Annotated in this window: 16 protein-coding genes and 1 pseudogene; 9 read left to right on the top strand and 8 right to left on the bottom strand. The window is 57.2% G+C overall.

Going from position 1 to position 17291, the window contains the following annotated elements; genetic code table 11:
* Both AC5S3R_RS06200 and AC5S3R_RS06195 read left to right on the top strand, forming a co-directional pair.
* A pseudogene (locus AC5S3R_RS06200) lies at positions 1–203 on the top strand (hypothetical protein); the annotation flags it as partial.
* A gap of 232 nt (positions 204–435) precedes the next feature.
* The gene (locus AC5S3R_RS06195; RefSeq protein ID WP_494266141.1) at positions 436–2451 is read left to right on the top strand and encodes a VPS10 domain-containing protein; all 2016 of its coding nucleotides are present in this window, start codon (positions 436–438) and stop codon (positions 2449–2451) included.
* Positions 2452–2481: 30 nt separating this feature from the next.
* Here the strand turns inward: AC5S3R_RS06195 and AC5S3R_RS06190 are convergent, their stop codons facing one another.
* The 3 genes from AC5S3R_RS06190 to AC5S3R_RS06180 form a co-directional block, all read right to left on the bottom strand.
* Positions 2482–2775 carry a 4a-hydroxytetrahydrobiopterin dehydratase gene (locus AC5S3R_RS06190; RefSeq protein ID WP_494266140.1) on the bottom strand — a complete coding sequence of 98 codons (294 nt, stop codon included), beginning with the start codon at positions 2773–2775 and terminating at the stop codon, positions 2482–2484.
* Positions 2776–2922: 147 nt separating this feature from the next.
* The gene (locus tag AC5S3R_RS06185; RefSeq protein WP_494266139.1) at positions 2923–3756 is read right to left on the bottom strand and encodes a DUF4097 family beta strand repeat-containing protein; all 834 of its coding nucleotides are present in this window, start codon (positions 3754–3756) and stop codon (positions 2923–2925) included.
* Between the two features lie 186 nt (positions 3757–3942).
* Positions 3943–5145, bottom strand: a complete 1203-nt coding sequence (locus AC5S3R_RS06180) for an efflux RND transporter periplasmic adaptor subunit (RefSeq protein ID WP_494266138.1) — start codon at positions 5143–5145, stop codon at positions 3943–3945.
* A 331-nt stretch (positions 5146–5476) separates the two neighbouring features.
* Between AC5S3R_RS06180 and AC5S3R_RS06175 the strand changes: the two genes are divergently transcribed.
* A complete protein-coding gene (locus AC5S3R_RS06175) occupies positions 5477–6853 on the top strand; it encodes a hemolysin family protein (protein WP_494266137.1) in 1377 nt (458 codons plus the stop codon).
* A 54-nt stretch (positions 6854–6907) separates the two neighbouring features.
* Positions 6908–8023: a hypothetical protein gene (locus tag AC5S3R_RS06170; protein ID WP_494266136.1), complete on the top strand. Its 1116-nt coding sequence runs from the start codon at positions 6908–6910 to the stop codon at positions 8021–8023.
* Between the two features lie 600 nt (positions 8024–8623).
* Here the strand turns inward: AC5S3R_RS06170 and AC5S3R_RS06165 are convergent.
* Complete coding sequence (locus AC5S3R_RS06165) at positions 8624–8827, bottom strand: hypothetical protein (protein ID WP_494266135.1); 204 nt, start codon at positions 8825–8827, stop codon at positions 8624–8626.
* Positions 8828–8986: 159 nt separating this feature from the next.
* Here AC5S3R_RS06165 and AC5S3R_RS06160 point away from each other — a divergent pair, with 159 nt between their 5' ends.
* Together AC5S3R_RS06160 and AC5S3R_RS06155 are read left to right on the top strand one after the other, a co-directional pair.
* Positions 8987–9382: a DUF6496 domain-containing protein gene (locus AC5S3R_RS06160; RefSeq protein WP_494266134.1), complete on the top strand. Its 396-nt coding sequence runs from the start codon at positions 8987–8989 to the stop codon at positions 9380–9382.
* Positions 9383–9475: 93 nt separating this feature from the next.
* Complete coding sequence (locus AC5S3R_RS06155) at positions 9476–9679, top strand: hypothetical protein (protein ID WP_494266133.1); 204 nt, start codon at positions 9476–9478, stop codon at positions 9677–9679.
* A 79-nt stretch (positions 9680–9758) separates the two neighbouring features.
* On the opposite strand, the gene AC5S3R_RS06150 is transcribed toward AC5S3R_RS06155, so the two are convergent.
* Positions 9759–11186, bottom strand: a complete 1428-nt coding sequence (locus AC5S3R_RS06150) for a PA3611 family quorum-sensing-regulated virulence factor (RefSeq protein ID WP_494266132.1) — start codon at positions 11184–11186, stop codon at positions 9759–9761.
* A gap of 197 nt (positions 11187–11383) precedes the next feature.
* On the opposite strand from AC5S3R_RS06150, the gene AC5S3R_RS06145 reads away from it, so the two are divergent.
* On the top strand, positions 11384–11647 hold the full coding sequence (locus AC5S3R_RS06145; RefSeq protein WP_494266131.1) for a hypothetical protein: 264 nt from the start codon (positions 11384–11386) through the stop codon (positions 11645–11647).
* Between the two features lie 98 nt (positions 11648–11745).
* Here the strand turns inward: AC5S3R_RS06145 and AC5S3R_RS06140 are convergent, their stop codons facing one another.
* Both AC5S3R_RS06140 and AC5S3R_RS06135 read right to left on the bottom strand, forming a co-directional pair.
* Entirely contained in the window at positions 11746–12657 is a 912-nt protein-coding gene (locus AC5S3R_RS06140; protein ID WP_494266130.1) for a dihydroorotate dehydrogenase, read from the bottom strand.
* 150 nt (positions 12658–12807) lie between these two features.
* On the bottom strand, positions 12808–14538 hold the full coding sequence (locus tag AC5S3R_RS06135) for an alkaline phosphatase family protein (protein ID WP_494266129.1): 1731 nt from the start codon (positions 14536–14538) through the stop codon (positions 12808–12810).
* A 218-nt stretch (positions 14539–14756) separates the two neighbouring features.
* Here AC5S3R_RS06135 and AC5S3R_RS06130 point away from each other — a divergent pair, with 218 nt between their 5' ends.
* Positions 14757–15344, top strand: coding sequence for a hypothetical protein (locus AC5S3R_RS06130; RefSeq protein WP_494266128.1), 588 nt, complete (start codon positions 14757–14759; stop codon positions 15342–15344).
* A gap of 121 nt (positions 15345–15465) precedes the next feature.
* Positions 15466–16050, top strand: coding sequence for a TetR/AcrR family transcriptional regulator (locus AC5S3R_RS06125; RefSeq protein ID WP_494266127.1), 585 nt, complete (start codon positions 15466–15468; stop codon positions 16048–16050).
* Between the two features lie 106 nt (positions 16051–16156).
* On the opposite strand, the gene AC5S3R_RS06120 is transcribed toward AC5S3R_RS06125, so the two are convergent.
* Positions 16157–17098, bottom strand: coding sequence for a branched-chain amino acid transaminase (locus tag AC5S3R_RS06120; protein ID WP_494266126.1), 942 nt, complete (start codon positions 17096–17098; stop codon positions 16157–16159).
* Between the last annotated feature and the right edge of the window lie 193 nt (positions 17099–17291).

The following is a 17291-nucleotide window of genomic DNA, read 5'->3' as shown; positions in this document are numbered from 1 at the left end:
AAGAGAAGGGCATCGACGCATCGCGTATCTCGGTAGCGACGGGCACTTCGGACTCGCAGACGGTGGAAGATTACCTTGTCCCAGCGGGTGCGAACTTCACCTCGGATGTCCCGGGCACGACGCCAGTGGATGAGTCGGTGGTGAAGCCGATCAAGCGCGTAGCGCTCGGCGCCAAGCCGGTCCACCACCACAAGAAGAAGTAACCTAACCCGAAACGCATCACCCCGCGAGGCTGACCTAATGGTCAGCCTCGCGGCCGTTTGAGAGGGATTTCGGTTGTCTGCTGCAGAAAACAATAGGGTTCTGTGCGTATACCCCACAGGTGTGGTTATTCAAGTTGACACGCCTGCCATACGACCGTAGGATGGGCGACGTATTTTTCAGGTAATCTTGTAGTAACGGGCCCCTTAAGGTCATCAATTCTGGATGGACTCATTGAATCACCTAATCAGTTCCCCTCGCGTGCGCGCGGTATTTGCTTCCCTCATTGTCTTTGCAAGTTCTCACTCCCTCACAACCCAAGCTCAGAGTGCATGGCGTACTATCGGTCCGGATGGCGGCGACGCGCGTTCGCTGGCCACAGTTCCGGAACAGACGAATCACATGTATCTCGGTACGGCGAACAGCACCCTCTATGAGTCGCTTGATAGTGGCGCTTCGTGGAAGAAGCTGGCCAAGCTCGATCCTGCCGACGATCTTGTTGTTGCGCATATCGTGCTGGATAAGGCCAATGCCTCCCACATCCTTATTGCGGGGTGGCGCTTTGATAAGCCAACGGGTGGTCTCTTTGTCAGTAATGATGCCGGTCACACCTGGACACAGGTTCCGGCGCTGAAGGACAAGTCGATTTTTGCACTGGTGCAGGCTCCTTCCAACCCCAAGGTTCTGGTGGCGGGCACGCTTGAAGGCGTCTTCCGTTCGGAAGATTCCGGTGCGACGTGGACGCTCATCAGCCCTGCCGGCAGCACGGAGATTCACGAGGTTGAATCCATTGCTATTGACCCGGCAAACTCTGAAATTGTTTATGCGGGAACATGGCATCTGCCTTGGAAGACCAGCGATGGCGGCAAGACCTGGCAGCACATTAAAGAGGGAGTCATTGAGGACTCCGATGTGTTCTCCATCATCGTTGATCCTGTGGCTCCCAGTGTTGTCTATGCCAGCGCATGCAGCGGCATTTACAAGAGCGAAAGCTCGGGCGCACTCTTCCATAAGATCCAAGGGATTCCTAATACAGCTCGCCGCACTCGCGTACTGAAGCAGGATCCTGTGCATCGCGATACCGTCTACGCCGGAACTACCGAAGGCCTCTACAAGACGACAGATGCAGGAAAAACCTTTAAGCGCATGACTGGTCCGGAAGTGATCGTGAATGACGTATATATCGATCCAGCGAATCCCTATCATGTGATGGTCGCGACTGACCGCGGAGGTGTGCTGACAAGCAACGACGCGGCCACAACGTTTGTTGCAAGTAACCGTGGTTTCTCGGCGCGCAAGGTGGAAGCCTTGCTCGTGGACAAGGATGACTCGTCTCACATCTGGGCCGGTGTGGTGAATGATAAGACCTTCGGTGGTGCGTTCCTTACAACGGACGGTGGTTCCGCGTGGACGCAGGTTGCCAATGGACTGGATGGTCGCGACGTCTTTACTCTCAGCCAGGCAAAGGATGGCACGCTTGTTGCCGGTACCAATAGCGGCATCTTTACCTTGGCGAAGGATACGCAGCAGTGGAATTCGCGCAGTTCCATCGTCAACACGGTTACCAAGCAGGTGACGAAGGTAGTGAAGAAAAAGAAAGTCACCACAACCCAGGTTGTGCCTGATAAGCCTAAGCCGCTCGAAAGCCGCGTTTACGCGGTGGATGCAAGCGGAGATACCTGGGCAGCGGCCACGGCAAGCGGTCTCTTTACCAGCGGCGATCAGGGAGCGACATGGCAGGGCGGTCCTGCCGCGGGCACCAGCGAATATCGCGCCATTGCTTCGCACGGGCCGATGGTTGCTGCGGCATCTATGTCGGGGCTGGTGTTTTCAGATGACTCAGGCAAGACGTGGACGCCCAGCACTATCCCGTCGAACATTACGCACATTCATCGCCTGGTGTTTTCCGCCGATGGCACGCTTTGGGTAAGTGCGCGTGAGGGGCTTTTCTTCTCGCACGATTCCGGCAAGAGCTGGATGTGGCTTGAGCGTTTGCCCATGGCAGACATCACTGGCCTTGCCTATGACGCACAGCAGAACGCCATCATTGCCACGTCCCGCAGCAGCGATTTCATCTACACCATTGATGCCAATACGCAGAAATGGCATTGGCAGCGGACGGGCTTCCCGCTCTTCCTGGTGCGCCCGGTTGGCGACCGCCTGTTTGCTGCATCGCTTACCAGCGGCGTTCTGGCAGACTCTGCTTCGGCAAAGGGACAGGAAACTGCCCGTAGCTCTTCACAGAAATAATCCTTCCATTCTCGATCTGGCCGGGGTGCGTCAAAGCGCGTTTATGCTGAGCGCGTTAATCTGCCCGGCCAGGTCGAAATCCTTCTTCGTTAATCCTCTCGCCGAATGCGTTACCAGCGCCAGCCGCACCTTGTTGTAGCGGATGTCGATGTCTGGATGGTGATCGGCTGCTTCCGCCAGTTCGGCAACCTGATTCACAAAAGCCAAAGCTGCGCGAAAGTCTGCAAAGGCAAAGCTGCGTGTCAGCTCTCCTTGCTCAATTTGCCATGAGTTCAATGTGGAAATGGAATTGGCAATCTGCGCTTCTGTCAGAAGGAAGGGCATGAAGGCCTCCTTTGCGCATCATTGCGCGGAAAGCGCGCTGCAGGCAAGTCAAAGTTTAGAGGCAAAAAAAGCGGCGAGGCCTAAAGGAATACCCAGGAGCGGATGGCGGCCTCGCCGGAGGAACGTCGTGTGGGCTGTGTGTATCTCTTAGTGGATACGCACGTCGCCCGAACCTGTCTGGATGTAAATAGTAGGACCGCCGCCGTTTACTCTGCCGGCAGTGTGGTGATGGTCAAAGGAGCCCTGTACTGTCATTTCGCGCTCGGTGTGTACTTCGCCGGAGCCGGTGTGCGCATCGAGATTGAAGCCTGCGCTGCCAGGCCAGAGCTCGATATCGCCTGAGCCTGTGGTGAGCCTCCACTCGCCTGTTGGAGTGCCGACCACCTTTACGTCGCCGGAGCCGGTTCCTGCGTGCAGAGTGCCGCGCACGTTGCGCAGGTCAAGGTTCCCGGAGCCTGTGCGCGCTGTTACATCTCCAGCGCCGCTGCTCTGCTCTGCCACAATGTCGCCGGAGCCGGTGTTGACGCTGAATCCGCCATGCAGCCCGTTTGCATGAATATTGCCTGAGCCCGTGCCTAGCTTTGCATTCTCGCCTACGCCGTCATCGGTAATGTCGCCGGAGCCTGAGTGGGCTTCGAGGAAGGAATCCGCAGGTGCCTGGATGTCGTAATCAATGCTGATGTTGCGCAGGTTCTCGTTATGTGCGCCGATGCGGACGATGTTGCCGGTCTGCTCAATTGGCGGATGCGCGGCAATGTCGCTTACGCGGTCTTCGCTGCCGCCCCAGTTCGATTTCACGCGGCCATGGATACGAATCTCGCTGCCGGAGCCACGCGTAAGATGAACATTCCCAGAGCCGGTAAAAACTGATAACTCCACGCGGCCACTCACGCTCAATGTGCGATCAAAAGTGGCTTCAGCGGAGAAGGCGGGAAGCGACACCAGCGCGAGAGCCGCAATAGCCGCAAACTTGAATTTCATTTCGTGCCTCCAAACTTTGGCAAAACCTGTGTTCGCCATAGAGATTGCACGCGGATAGCCAAACATGGTCATGAAGCAATCCGCGTACTTTCTATTATTTAGCGCACAAGCGGCCAGTCTGGGAGTAAAAGCTTCTGTTCGCAAGTGAACACTGCGTGCATCAGCGAACATCATTTTCCTGGCGGGTTACTGCTGCAGGACTACCTGTTGGCTTTCCTTCAGTCCGCTCAGCACTTCCGTTACTGAGCCGTTGGAGATGCCCACCTTTACTGCAAGCTTCTGCTTGCCTTCCTTCTTGCTCTTGTCGGGAATCTCGACAAACGCGTTTTTCTGGTTGTCGTAGACAACCGCGCTTTCAGGCACAGTCAGAACACCTTTATGTTCTTCCATCAGAACTTCCGCGTTGGCGGTCATATTGGCTTTCAGTTCACCGCCGGGGTTGTCGATGGAGACTCGCACTTCAAACGTCGTTACGTTGTCCTTTTCGACGCCGAGAGGAGCAATCTTCGTTACGCGTCCGTTGAAGACGCGGTCGCGGAAGCTCTCTACTTTAATGCGTGCGGGCTGATTCATGTAGACATGCGCAATGTCGGCTTCATCTACCTTGCCCTGCACGTAGACCTGCGTCGTATCGCCTTCGGTCATTACCAGTGTGGCTGTTGAGCCCAGAACAAGAATCGAGCTGACGGCATCGCCAATCTCTACGTCGCGGGAGAGAATCACGCCATCCATCGGCGCGACAATCGTGGTGTAAGAAAGCTGCTCTTCCAACTGCTTCAGGCTGGCTTGCGCTTGTTGTACTTGCGCACGTGCCTGCTTCAGCTTGGCAATATCCACGCCTACCTGCGCCTTTGCTGAGTCGCGTTTTGTTAGTGCCGCGAGGTAATCGCGGTTAGCGTCATCGAGAGCCTGATGGCTTACGATACCGTCTTTTTGCATGGCGACGTTGCGGTCCAGTGTCTGCTTGTACATCGGCAGATCAGGCGCTGCTGCGTTTACCTTGTCCTGCTCGATGTTCGCTTCAAAGGTGCCGACATTTGCCTCGGCGGCTGCAAGCTGTGCCTTTTGTGCGGCTACCTGCGCGAGAATTTCCTGCTGGTCTAGCTGCGCGAGGGGTTGGCCTTTGTGAACCTTGTTATTAATGTCGACAAAGAGCTTTTCCACGATGCCGGAGGCTTTCGATTTGACCTCGACCTTGGTGATGGGCTGAATTTTTCCGGTAGCCACCACGCTTTTTGCTACATCGCCGCGAGCCACCTTGGCAATCCTGTTGGGGTCAATGGATGTGCCCGACGCCATGCGCGCTACGGCCACGCCACCCGCGCCAACCAGCACCACGGCCAGCAATATCAGCCAAACCCAAAAACGCTTATTCTTGCGTGCAGCCACGCGGAGCCTCCAGCGGCAGAACGTGCCGCGGGTTCAAATTGTTCCAAGCTGTCGAATGCGCTTGCCCATCTTTCTGACGGCTATCGTCAGAAGCAGTCAACCAGTTTCTGCGGCTCGTGACATGGTTCTATGCGAGCCCTGAACAACCCATACGCAATGCAGCGTGAGAAGGTTCCAGCTTTTGCCAAGTGGAATCCAGAAGGGAATTTTCAACTCGGGATGTGTCCGGTTGCGGCAGACTGCACGGCGGGGCTAACAGCGGAAAGCTACAAAATGCTATGCTCACAACGAGATGCACGGATTATTCCTGCTGCAATGCGTAGCCGTGGCCATGCTTATTTTGGCCAATGGATTTTTTGTCGCCGCGGAGTTTGCGCTTGTTTCCATCCGTGACACGCGCGTGGAGCAGATGCTCAAGGCGCGGATGTCCGGCGCGTGGGCTGTGCGCAAGCTCCAGCAAGACCTCGACGACTTTCTGCCCGCCGTGCAGCTAGGCGTTACGCTTTGCTCGCTTGCGCTTGGCTGGATAGGCGAACCGCTCGCCGCGCAGCTTTTTGTCTACGGGCTGAGCTGGCTGCCGCATCCGCCTTCGCATCCTGAGATCTATGCACACGCTGCTGCCGTGGCGTCTGTTGTGCTTGGCTTCTGCCTTATTACTTACTTCCATGTGCTCTTTGGAGAGCTGGTTCCCAAGTCGCTGGCACTGCGGCGTGCAGAGGCGCTCGCTGTTTCTGTTGCACCGCCTATGCTGCTGTTCATGGCGGTTGCGCGGCCTGCTGTGCGGTTGCTCAGCCGGTCGGCGGCGATTGTGCTGCGTGGGTTTGATATTCCGGTTACCGAGCGCGCCAGCGTTCACTCCACAGAGGAGTTGAAGCTGCTGGCTACCGCTGCACGCCGTGTTGGTGTTCTGCCGCGCTTTCAGGAAACGCTCGTCCATCGCGCTCTTGAGCTGGATGACGTTATCGTGCGCGAGATTATGACGCCGCGCCAGAAAATCTTCTCGCTGCCCGCGAACATGCCTGTGGAGCAGGCTAGTGGGCGCATCATTGAGTTCCTTCATTCGCGTGTGCCGGTTTACGACGAGAAGCAGGGGCCGGAGCATATTGTCGGTGTTGTTTACTCCAAGGACCTCTCGCGCCTTATGTTCTTCCGGCCTCCGGAGCGGGGAATGGTTGCGCAGGGAACACCTACAAGCGGGCTTGCGCCGTTTGCGCAACTGCGGCTCAGCCAGGTGATGCGGGAAGTGCTGGTTGTGCCGGAGACCAAAACTGTTCTTGACCTGATGCGGGACTTTCAGAAGCGCCGCCGCCATCTCGCTATTGTTGTGGATGAGTATGGTTCGACGGTTGGCCTTGTTACTGCTGAAGACGCTATTGAGCAGTTGACGGGTGAGATTGAAGACGAGTTTGATGACCCTGCGCGTCCACTGCTTACCAGTACGGGCGGTATGCTGCTGCTTGATGGTGGCGTGAACCTACGCGACCTGGAAACGCAGATGCAATGGACGTTGCCGCGTGAGGGCGGCATTGAGACGCTTGCGGGCTTTCTGCTTATGCGGCTGGGGCATATTCCCCGGGCTGGAGAGACGGTGGAGTATGAGTCCCGGCGCCTGACCGTGGTGGAGATGGATGGGCGGCGTATCAGCAAGGTTCGCGTGGAGCGGATTCCTGAAAATGAGGATGGTTTCGCGCAGGCGGCTTCCGAGTAGCGCTAGCAGGCGGTAACCCCTTATTTATGTCGATGGGCTACCATGGATTAGGCTATGGCCACGGTTACACCCATTACGACAGCGGTCGCGCTGAGCGGCTATGTATTTGTTCTGATTCAGTTTGACGTGTGCGAGGAGCTGCGCCTGGATGTGCTGCGCAAGGCTCTGCAGGAGGATGCCGGAACGCTGCGGCAGCCGAACCTGAAGCACTCCGCGCCAGCTTATGTACGCTACCAGCGCCCGCCGGTTACCGGCAGGCTGGAGCCGCTGGTGCTGGACTCCGGCGAGCGGCTGGAAGGCGAAATCAAGTACTACGACTACGGTGTGGTTTCGGTGATTTACCAGCTTCCGTTTTCCGGGGACTGGGATAGTCTTGTCCAGCTTTCCAGCCGCTGGGTTTGGGATGTGGACTTTGCTTCGCGGGTTGAGCCGATTATTCGCAAGCGGCTTGAGCGGGTTCCGGAGGCGATGGAAAACCCGTATAGTGAGTGGCTTAGCGAGGACTACTTCATCTTTCACGTCAGGGAGGCGGCGGGTTCGCCCACGACTGCGGAGCTGACGGCCCGGAATGCTACGGAGATTGCGCAGATTGTTCGCGGCGACCGGCTGAAGCTGGCTGAGGTGGAGGTGCAGGAGGTTCTGCACTCGCAGATTTCCTACTATGCGCAGGATCTGGCGGTGATTGGCTGGAATGCGGCGTTTCTTTATGACTCGTCTGCGGGCGCGGAGACGGCGATTCAGTTGCTGGAGTATGCCAATTCGCAGTTGCTGGAGTTCCGGCACTATGACGAGCTGCTGACGGAGATTCTGGACGGCGTTTATGACCAGTTGGAGCAGAAGGGGAGCCTCTTCCGCCGCTGGGGCATGGCGCAGAATGCAAACCGGCTGCATGCGGTGCTGCTGGAGGTTTCGGAGCTGACAGAGCATGCGGACAACGCGATCAAGTTTCTGAGCGATATGTTTGCGGCTCGGCTTTATAAGCTGGCGGCGGCTAAGGTTGGCGTGCCGGATTATCGCGATCTTGTCGAACAGAAGCTCAAGACCGCGGAAGACCTTTACGACTTTATGGTGGACCAGTTTAACCAGAGCCGGGCTTTCTTTCTGGAAGTGATGGTGGTGCTGATTCTGCTGGTTGAGCTGTTCTATGCGTTCAAGGGGAAATTGATTTAGCGCGTGTGAGATGCGCACAGTGGCCCCGGTTCCGGGGCCATTTGTTTTGTATGGGTTGCGGGGGATTGCACAGGGACTGTGCAGTTTCTTTATTCCGGAACTGTGCAAAGGCAGGGGACAGGGTACGGGGTGCAGGGTACAGGGGATCGTACCTATCCTTGTGTGCATTGGGTTCTCCTTTCTTTGAAATTCGCGAGTTAGCAACGCTTAGCAGGTCAGCAAGTTAGCGGAAAAACAAAACGGCCCGATTCCTTAGGAATCGGGCCGTTTTCTTCTACTGATTCAAGGTTAGCAAATTCGCGATAATTGAGCGCAAAATCGGAGAAGATTTTTGGCTAATGGAGTCAATGAGATAGAAAATATTTTCGAGTTTGGAGCTTGACATGGAGTTTTCCACAGAGAGGCAGGAGACAGCGGACGGGGTGTGGGGTACAGGGTTTTAGATAAAGGCGGAAAACTATAAAGGGCAAAAGCTATAAGAGGCAACCGCAGATCCTTCACTCCGCCTACCCCACGAACGATAAGGCCGTTCGCGGGGCCCCCAAAGCGCTTCGTTCAGGATGACACTACTGACTTTTGTGGGAGAACGGGTTGTATGGGTTAGCTGTCTTTGCGGTAGAGCATGTCGCGGATGGTTTTGCGGCGGGCGGCGTTTAGCTCGGGGTCGTTGCTGGAAAGACTGCCGGAGGAGTCGTCCTCGTCGGGCTCGCTGCAGGAGGGGCAGCGGTTGGCGAAGCCAGGCTTGTCGGGCTTCAACTCGAATTCTTCTTTACAGACTACGCAGGTACGGATTGGGAATGCCATTGCGTTTTCTATTTTATTGAATGTCGGGGAAGGTGTCAGCAGGCTTTCGGTATCGCGAAGGCTCGCTGCAAAGGCGTAGCAGGCGGGGCGCAATTCTGCCGGGCATCCGTTGTTCCGGAAGAGGCATCGGAGAGGGGAATGTACGCGAGGAGGTGCGAAATGCCGGAACGGAAAACCATGGAACAGGCGAAAAGGGATTTGCGCGAAGGGAAGTCGCCGTCTACCGCCGCGGGTGAATTTGTTCGGGAAGAGATTGCGCATGTTCGAGAGGGAAAGCATGGCGCGCGGTCTCCGCAGCAGGCGATTGCCATTGGCCTGAGCGAGGCGCGCAGGGCGGGGATTCCGCTGAAGCCGCCAGCAAGAGGCAAGACGAGTGCAGAGGCGAGAAAGAAAGCAGAGCACGATTACGAGCAGGGGCAGGAGTCTCCGAAGACGGCTCCGGAAGGCTCATCGGCGCGAGGCCGCGCAAGGCTGGAGGTTATGAAGAAAGAACCGAAGAATACGGCCAGTCATGCTGCCTTGTCGCACCACGCCAAGATTGCGGCCGGCAGGTAACAGGCCGGAAAGATTTTTCTATGGCCTTGCTATTCCGCGAGAAAGTGCGCAGAATACGGGGCATTGGGATCGACTCAACAGAAGGAGGAAACCATGTCAGAGATTCAGAATGGTCAATGCGGGCTTTGTACTCACTTCGGTGAGGGACATGACAGCAGCGAGAAGCTGATTTCGATTCGCTCTTCGCATGAGGCTCCTGAAAACCTGGTGGAAGTCTGCGGGCATCCGCAGCTTGTGCCGCTGCACCTGATGGTGACGCCGATCAGCGGTTGCACGGGATTCCACGCGGCTGCGTAAGAACGACTGAGATAGAAGGCATGTCCTGAAGGCTGCGCGTTTGCCGGCCATACGGATTTTGTGCGCTCTCAGGTTAGAGTCACTCGGCTTGCAGGCCGCAGGTTTGCGGTGTGATGAGAAGCTTTGCTATCCGCTGGCCGTTATTGCCTGCGTAGACATATTGGACCGATATGCCGTTTTCGAGAAGCGTCTTTGTCTCCTTATCCTGGCAGGCGGATTTTGGGGCTTCCACCTCAATTCCTTGCTGAAACTTGGTGGGGTCTATTTGCTCGGAGGAGTAGTTGCGCAAGGTGTAGTTGAAGATGAGCAACGCTTCCTCTGCGCTGACGCTTTGCACCTTTGTGTCATTGTCCAGAATGCGTGGAAGAGACTTGTTGTAGTTGTCTGCTACGGACTGGAGAAAGGAGCGGGAGCGAATCTCCTGCTTGTCTTGAACGGATGCGAATGAGGCAATCGTCTGGGAGAAGGACTGGTCGGCCTTGTTTGCTTCGCTTTCTTTTCGGGCGGCGCCAGGAAGAAGAAGCGCGAAAGCTGTGGCGATGAGCGTTAGCACTGAGATGGCCGCAATCATGAGTATCGAAACAGACGGAGGACGCCATGGCACACCTTGCTCTTCAAAGACGGGGCGAAGAGCGAATTGAAACATTCTCCGAAAGGGTTTGAACCCCTTGCGGAAGAAAGGGGCGCGAAGCTTGAGAAAGCGCGGCGTCCAGTCCGGCGTGAAACAGAGGAAGCCGGAGATTTTTCCAAAGCGTTTTAGTGCACGTGCCTCTGGCAGTGGTGTGGGTAATACTTTGTTTGCCATGGCGCGGAAGGACTCGTAATCCTTGCGTTTGAGCTTGAGCGCAAGAATCAGCAGCTTGTGCGTGTCGAGTATTCCGGCTGCCTGCGTGAACTCCCACAGAAGGTTTTCCCCCTTGCCGGCGCGGATAACGACTAATCTGGCCGCCTGCATCTGGTTGAGGACAACTTCTTTCCATTCGTCGTCGGAGACATACATGCGAGCCGCACCGAGCCTGGGTAAGACTTCGCCGGGCTTTCCGATGGCAATGAGTTCCCCAAGCGGTTGTAGTGCCTCGGCGAGCTGCTCTTCATGGCTTGCGAAACCTGCAAAGATTGCTTGCCAGGAAGCAGCCGTGATTATCTGCCACTTTGTGGAGGCGTCCTGCCGAAAGCTGCGCAGGTAGAGTATGTGGGGATTGGAGTCGGTTGTGATGGCTTTTGCTACGGCGCGTGCGGCATATTGGCGCCCGCGCAGATACAGGAAGGCTCCGGCCAGCATCATGAGAGTGAATGCAACCGCGAGCAGGTAGACGGTGATATTCCGGTCTGCCCTGGGCACCAACTCAAGCGGGTATCCGCAGAGAGTTCCAAGGATGAAGAGGGCGATGCCTGCAAACTTGAGCTTGGCTCCGGGTTTGGATGCTTGTGCGATGGGAAATGCTCCTTCGCTTGATGGGCTGCCCGGCGAGGGGAAGTTCTGGCCGCGTGGTGCTGCGGACAGCATGAGGGAGGAGGGATTGCGAATAGCTTTACACGCTGGCTGGTTTTTGAACAGATGGGCTGCCAGTCTCTTTGTCTGGTTGTGAAAGTTTGCAGGTGGGCGTTACACGGGATTTGGCTGGGTTTTGGTCGCTTAATATCAATAAACACTTTATTTCTCATATGATAATTTCGCCCTATCAGCCTTGAACGGAGCAGTGGATGAAGTTTGCAGTGTCGGCGTTGTGTGCGTTTGCCCTTGGTGGGCTCTTTCCCCGGTTTTCCGGTGTTCAGCGGGCGAAATTGGCTGATTCTGTTCCCACGAATGCGGCTTATCATGATGGAAAACTTCCAGTGGAACAACGGATTGACGACATTCTTCGGCGGATGGATCGCGGGGAATTACGGCGAGCGGCGGGATTGAGTTTCCGGCGGAGATTGGGGCTTCTTGAAGGAATATTCGTGGGAAGGCTTGTTTTGCTGTGAACGCGGCTGGGCAGACGCGTTCGATACCGTGCAAGTAAAGTAACGGGGAATTCAATGAGTGGTCCGGGTCGAAGCCCCGAACCACTCATTTTTGCGGGCTATTTAGGGGAGTCGAGTGCGCCGGTGAGGCTGGAGACGCGTTCGATGTGGTGCGAGCGGCACCAGTGCTCTAATCCCTTGGCGATGCGTTCGGTGGCGCGCGGGTCGGCGTAGCTGGCGGTGCCAACTTGTACTGCTGTGGCTCCGGCTAGCAGGAACTCTACTGCGTCTTCGGGGGTCATGATGCCGCCCATGCCTATTACTGGGATGTTGATGGCTCTGGCGGTTTCATAGACCATGCGCACGGCTATGGGTTTGATGGCGGGGCCTGAGAGACCGCCTGTGGTGTTGGTGAGGCGCGGGCGGCGGGTTTCTATGTCTATGGATAGCGCCAGGAAGGTGTTGACCATGCTCACTGCATCGGCACCGGAGTTCTCACTGATTTTGGCCATTTGTGCGATGTTGGTTACGTTGGGCGAGAGCTTGACGATCAACGGACGCGTGGTGGCGCTGCGTGCAGAGGAGACGAGGTATTCGAGGGAGCCGGGGTCTGCGCCGAAGCTCATGCCGCCGGCGTGGACGTTGGGGCAGGAGACGTTCAGTTCGTAGGCGGCGATGTTTTCGGCTTCGTTGAGTTTATGGATGACGTTGAGGTATTCGCCGACGGTGTAGCCGAAGACGTTGACGAAGACTTTGCACTGCGGGTAGCGCTTGAGGGCGGGGAGCTTTTCTGCCATGAAGGCATCGACGCCGATGTTTTGCAGGCCGATGGCGTTCATCATTCCGGCTGCGGTTTGCAGTATGCGCGGAGAGGCGTGGCCCTGCATGGGCTCGGCGGAAATGCCCTTGGTTACGAAGCCGCCCAGCTTTTCGAGCGAGACGATTTCTTCAAATTCGATGCCGTAACCGAAGGTGCCGCTGGCGGCGATGATTGGATTGGCTAGCTCGATGGTGGCTAGCGTGACGTGCATGTCTGGCTTCATAAGAAAAATGGTCAGTGGTCAGTTGTCAGTGATCAGTAACTGATTCTGTGCCAAAGCGCCTGCTTCCATCATAAATTGAGCCCAATGAAAACACGCGCCAGCAGAGCCAGCGCGTGTGAACGGATAACTGACAACTAATTACTGATCACTATTTTTGATCGGCTTGATGGCTTCTGTCAGCACGCGGCCTACTGCGGCTGAGGGGCGGTTTACGCCGGCTAGTGAAGAGAACGTGACTGCAAAGTCTACGGGGGCGACCTTCTGGTGGTATTCGCCAGGGATGAAGGGCGCGCCGAAGAAGGCGAGCGGAACGTGGCGGTCGTAGTTCCACGGGGAGAAGTGTGTGGTTCCGGCGCGGGGGCTGGTGCCTTGCATCTGGTAGTCGCCGACGATCATCATGACGAACCAGTTGCCGTGGTAGGAGTACGAGTGCGAGAGCAATTGGCCTAAGTAGTTGTTTTGCGGGTACTGGCCGCTCGCTAGCTGGAGGCGGGTGTAGGCGGCTTGCAGCGTGGGTGTTGGGTTGAGGCGGTGCTGCACGGGATAGGCCGACTCATCGGGTTTGGGGGTGAGTGAGGCTACAGCTTCGGGGAGCAGGGCGGCGACTTCGTCTTCCGCAGCTTGCTCAGAGATGTGGGCTTTTTCAAAGGCGTGTTTGTTGAGGGTGACGTAGGGTAGTTCGGGGCCGGGCATGAGGTATTCGGCTTTGCCGTGGGCGGCAGCGAGCTTGTCGTTGAGATAGGTGTAGACCTTGGCCATATCTACGGTAGTGGCGTTGATGCCGAGGTCGGCTGCGTCGCCGGGGACGGGAGCTACGCCGTGGTCGGCGCTGAGGGCGATCCAGACGTTGTTGAGGCCGACGTTTTTGTCGAGCCAGGTGAAGAAGTTGTCGAGGTCGCTGTCGAGTGAGAGGACCATCTGCTTTTCAAACTCGGAGTCGGGGCCGAACTGGTGGCCCTGGATGTCGTTGGGCGAGAGGGAGACGGAGATCATGTCCGTTACGCCGGACTGGCCGAGCTTTTCGCCGGTGATGAGGGACTTGGCGAAGTCCAGCTCATAGCGATTGGCGGCGGGGGTGCGGCCTACCAGGTCGTAAAACTGCGTGGTGCCCTCGACCTGGGCTTCGCGCTCAGCCTGGGCGCGGCGGTCAGAGGCGTTGAACTGGGTGGCCCAGGTGGGCAGGTGCTCCATGTAGTAGGTGGAGGTAACGAACTGGCCGCTGGCCTGATCGATCCAGAAGGCTCCGTTGGCGGACTGGCCGACGGGGAGGATGGCGGCGCGGTCTTTGAGGGAGACGCCGAAGGTTTTGGCTTTGCCCTGGGTAGCGAGGCGGAGCTCGTCGGCCAGCGTGGTGGCGCGGAGGTTGCGCGGACTGGAGCCGATGGCGTATTTGAGGGCGTCGCTGGGGGCTCCGGGCTTGTTGGAGGGGATGGAGAGCGAGTTGGCGGGGAGATCGATGAGCTTATAGCGCTCGTCTTCGACGGAGGAGACTTTGGCGTCGTTGGAGCGAGTGGCGTCCCACCACTCGTTGGACTCGATGCCGTGACCGTCAGTGTAGGCGCCGGTGCCGAGGGTGGCGTGGCCGGGAGCGGTCTTGGTGTTGGCGTAGTCGTAGTAGCAGTCGGTGAACCACGCGCCGTCTTTCATGAAGAGGTTGAAGCCGCGGCCTTTGAATTCGGTGCGCCAGCGGTTGAGGTAGTCTCCGCGAAACTGGTCGATGACGATGAGAACGATGAGCTTGGGTTTGCCTACGTAAGCCTGGGCCTCGCCTGTGGTAGGCAGCAGGGAAAGAGAGAGGAATATGGTGAACCAGAAAGCAAACACAGGAAAGCCGGGGCGCGAACGGGTGAACTTTGGCATATAGGTCATGATAGCGAACTGATTATTACAGATTCGTTGAAGATACATGTCGCATCCCTAAGAAAATACAGATTTGCCAGCTCGATAGCTTTGGACCTGTTGCGGAAATTTCGTCCAGGCACACAACAGAAAAGCGATGCAGTCACGGCTCATCAGAAGCAGTTCGCTTGATTTGTCACTTACAGGTGACATAATATGTCACCTGTAAGTGACAAAGAGGTGGAGAGATGAACTCTGCAAAGCGGACAACATGGGTGACGAGGTCAATTCTGGCGGTGATGGCGGCTTTCCCCGCATGCGGTCTGGCGGCACAGGATAAGCCTGATGGTAAAGGCCTCGAATTTGGAGGCGAACTCGACATAGTGCCTTATGTTGAGAGTGGCTATTATGGCTCAGGATTTATGGGACAGGATGGCTGGAAGTTTCGCTACGTCGTGGCGCGTACGAATGTGCCTTCTTTTCTGGTGAGCGATGGATACAAGGACAAGCGTACAGATGCCTATGCGTTGTTGTCGGACCGGTTCTTCGGAGCCGGACGGAGGGACCTGAAAGGCGTGTGGGTTGGCGGAGGAGTGGAGTACTGGAGGAACCGTATTCGCACAGATGCTTCGCCCGTGTACGTGTACTACCAGAATTACGTAGCGACGCTCGGTGGAGGGTATGTTTGGAAGGTGTCCCGCCACCTATACGTGAATCCGTGGGCAGGCGGGCACTTTGTTATTGCACATAGCCGCGATGTGCCAGTAGCGGGAACTGTGTACAAGCAGCCGTTTTTTACGCCGGAAGGTTCGGTAAAGATAGGGTTCACCTTTTGAGTTAAATGATCAATTGGCTTTGCCGAGCCTGGGGCGGCAAAGGATGATATGGGGAACGGTGCATTGGATGGGTCGAGTGCAAAGGAATCGGGAAGAAACCAGGGCGGAGATTGTGGCCGCAGTGGGACGGCTGCTGGCCCGCACGGGATTCAGGGAAGTCGGCATCAATGCGGTAGCGCGGGAAGCCGGCGTGGACAAGGTGCTGATCTATCGCTATTTTGGCGGGCTGCCGGAATTGTTGAAGGCATTTGCCGAAGAGGGTGACTTTTGGCCGTCGCTTGATGAGTTGATACCGGAGACCAGCAAGAATGCTGGGAGAATGACTGCGGCCGAGCGCGCGAAGCAGGTATTGTTCGCATTTGGACGGGCTTTGCGCAAGCGGCCCTTGACCCAGGAGATTATGCGCTGGGAACTGCAAGAGCGCAATGAACTGACGGAGACACTGGCTCGCTATCGCGAAGAGCAGAGTGCCAGGCTGTTCGAGGAATTTAAGGGTGTGGCCGGGGTGGATGTGCGGGCGATAGCCAGCCTGCTGGCGGCCGGGCAGACGTATCTGATTCTTCGAGCTACCAGCGTGGACGTCTACAACGGCTTTTCGTTGAACGCCGATGAGGATTGGGCACGGTTGGAAGCAGCGATGGGGTCGATGGTCGATGTAATCTTTGCCGGGGTACAGGAAAAGGTTTCGGCTGAAACGGAGAAGTGACTGCGGGATGGAGTTTTGTGGTCTCGAATGCCTGCAGCCGACTTTTTCGAGGTGAGCCAAGGGCAGCCGGAAGTTGAGCTGCCCTTGATGGTTGGCGTGATGACGATTACGCGGAGACGGGCTCCTGCGCGGCGACTTTGACGGGGGTTAACCAGCCGAACTTGTCGGGCTTGAGGCCGTTGGCGATGCCGAAGAACTCGTCGGCGAGCTTTTTGGTGATTTCGCCGGGCTCGCCGTTGCCGATGACGATGCGGTCGATGGAGCGGATGGGCGAGACTTCCGCGGCCGTGCCAGTGAAGAAGACTTCGTCGGCGATGTAGAGAAGCTCGCGGGGGATGGACTGCTCCGTGACGGTGAGGCCGAGGTGGCGGGCCAGCGTGAGGATGGAGTCGCGCGTGATGCCGCTGAGCGCCGAGTTGGCAAGCGGCGGGGTGTAGAGGACGCCGTTGCGGATGACGAAGATGTTTTCGCCAGAACCTTCTGAGACGAGGCCGTTGACGTCGAGGCCGATGCCTTCGGCGTAGCCGTTGGCTTCCGCTTCCATGCGGATGAGCTGCGAGTTCATGTAATTGGCGCCGGCCTTGGCGAGTGCGGGCATGGTGTTGGGCGCGAGGCGGTTCCAACTGGAGACGCAGACGTCTGCTCCGCCGTGGCCGGGCATGTACTTGCCCCACGGGAAGTTGGCGACGTAGACATCAATGGGCGAGCCCTTGGGGTTGACGCCGATTTCGCCGTAGCCGCGGATAACGAGGGGACGGATGTAGCAGGGGGCTACGCCGTTGGCCTCGATGGTGTCCACGACGGCGGCGCAAAGCTCGTCGAGCGTGTAGGGGATCTCCATGCGGTAGATTTTGGCGGAGTCGATAAGTCGCTGCATGTGCTCGGGCAGGCGGAAGACCGCTGCGCCGGAGGGTTGCGAGTAGGCACGGATGCCTTCAAATACGCTGGAGCCGTAGTGCACGACATGGCTCATGACGTGGATGGTGGCCTGCTCCCAAGGAATGAGCTTGCCGTTGTGCCAGATGTTCTTTGTGGCTTGGATGGGCATGGAGAGGTTGTACTCCTTTAGACCGCGAAAGGGCCAGCGTTTGCGCGGCTGCGCGGATATTCAAGGGTAACGCGAGTGGGGTGGGGATGTCGATGCTAGAAGCAGGGGACAGGGTACGGGGTGGAGGGTACAGGGAAAGCAAATGCAAACGGGAGTGTGGTTTGAGGGCAGGGATTTCTCGGGGTTGCTTGAA

The sequence above is a fragment of the Occallatibacter sp. FHG110214_02 genome (genome assembly GCF_059115385.1).
The sequence above is the reverse complement of the archived record's forward strand: the minus strand, read 5'-3'. Positions and strand labels throughout refer to the sequence as shown.

Coding starts and splice junctions, on each gene's coding strand:
- AC5S3R_RS06145 (WP_494266131.1), top strand. CDS start 11,384: ATGAAGTTTGCAGTGTCGGCGTTGTGTGCGTTTGCCCTTGGTGGGCTC.
- AC5S3R_RS06165 (WP_494266135.1), bottom strand. CDS start 8,827: ATGGCATTCCCAATCCGTACCTGCGTAGTCTGTAAAGAAGAATTCGAG.
- AC5S3R_RS06190 (WP_494266140.1), bottom strand. CDS start 2,775: ATGCCCTTCCTTCTGACAGAAGCGCAGATTGCCAATTCCATTTCCACA.
- AC5S3R_RS06120 (WP_494266126.1), bottom strand. CDS start 17,098: ATGCCCATCCAAGCCACAAAGAACATCTGGCACAACGGCAAGCTCATT.
- AC5S3R_RS06175 (WP_494266137.1), top strand. CDS start 5,477: ATGCTTATTTTGGCCAATGGATTTTTTGTCGCCGCGGAGTTTGCGCTT.
- AC5S3R_RS06170 (WP_494266136.1), top strand. CDS start 6,908: ATGGCCACGGTTACACCCATTACGACAGCGGTCGCGCTGAGCGGCTAT.
- AC5S3R_RS06155 (WP_494266133.1), top strand. CDS start 9,476: ATGTCAGAGATTCAGAATGGTCAATGCGGGCTTTGTACTCACTTCGGT.
- AC5S3R_RS06150 (WP_494266132.1), bottom strand. CDS start 11,186: ATGCTGTCCGCAGCACCACGCGGCCAGAACTTCCCCTCGCCGGGCAGC.
- AC5S3R_RS06135 (WP_494266129.1), bottom strand. CDS start 14,538: ATGACCTATATGCCAAAGTTCACCCGTTCGCGCCCCGGCTTTCCTGTG.
- AC5S3R_RS06185 (WP_494266139.1), bottom strand. CDS start 3,756: ATGAAATTCAAGTTTGCGGCTATTGCGGCTCTCGCGCTGGTGTCGCTT.
- AC5S3R_RS06140 (WP_494266130.1), bottom strand. CDS start 12,657: ATGCACGTCACGCTAGCCACCATCGAGCTAGCCAATCCAATCATCGCC.
- AC5S3R_RS06130 (WP_494266128.1), top strand. CDS start 14,757: ATGAACTCTGCAAAGCGGACAACATGGGTGACGAGGTCAATTCTGGCG.
- AC5S3R_RS06160 (WP_494266134.1), top strand. CDS start 8,987: ATGCCGGAACGGAAAACCATGGAACAGGCGAAAAGGGATTTGCGCGAA.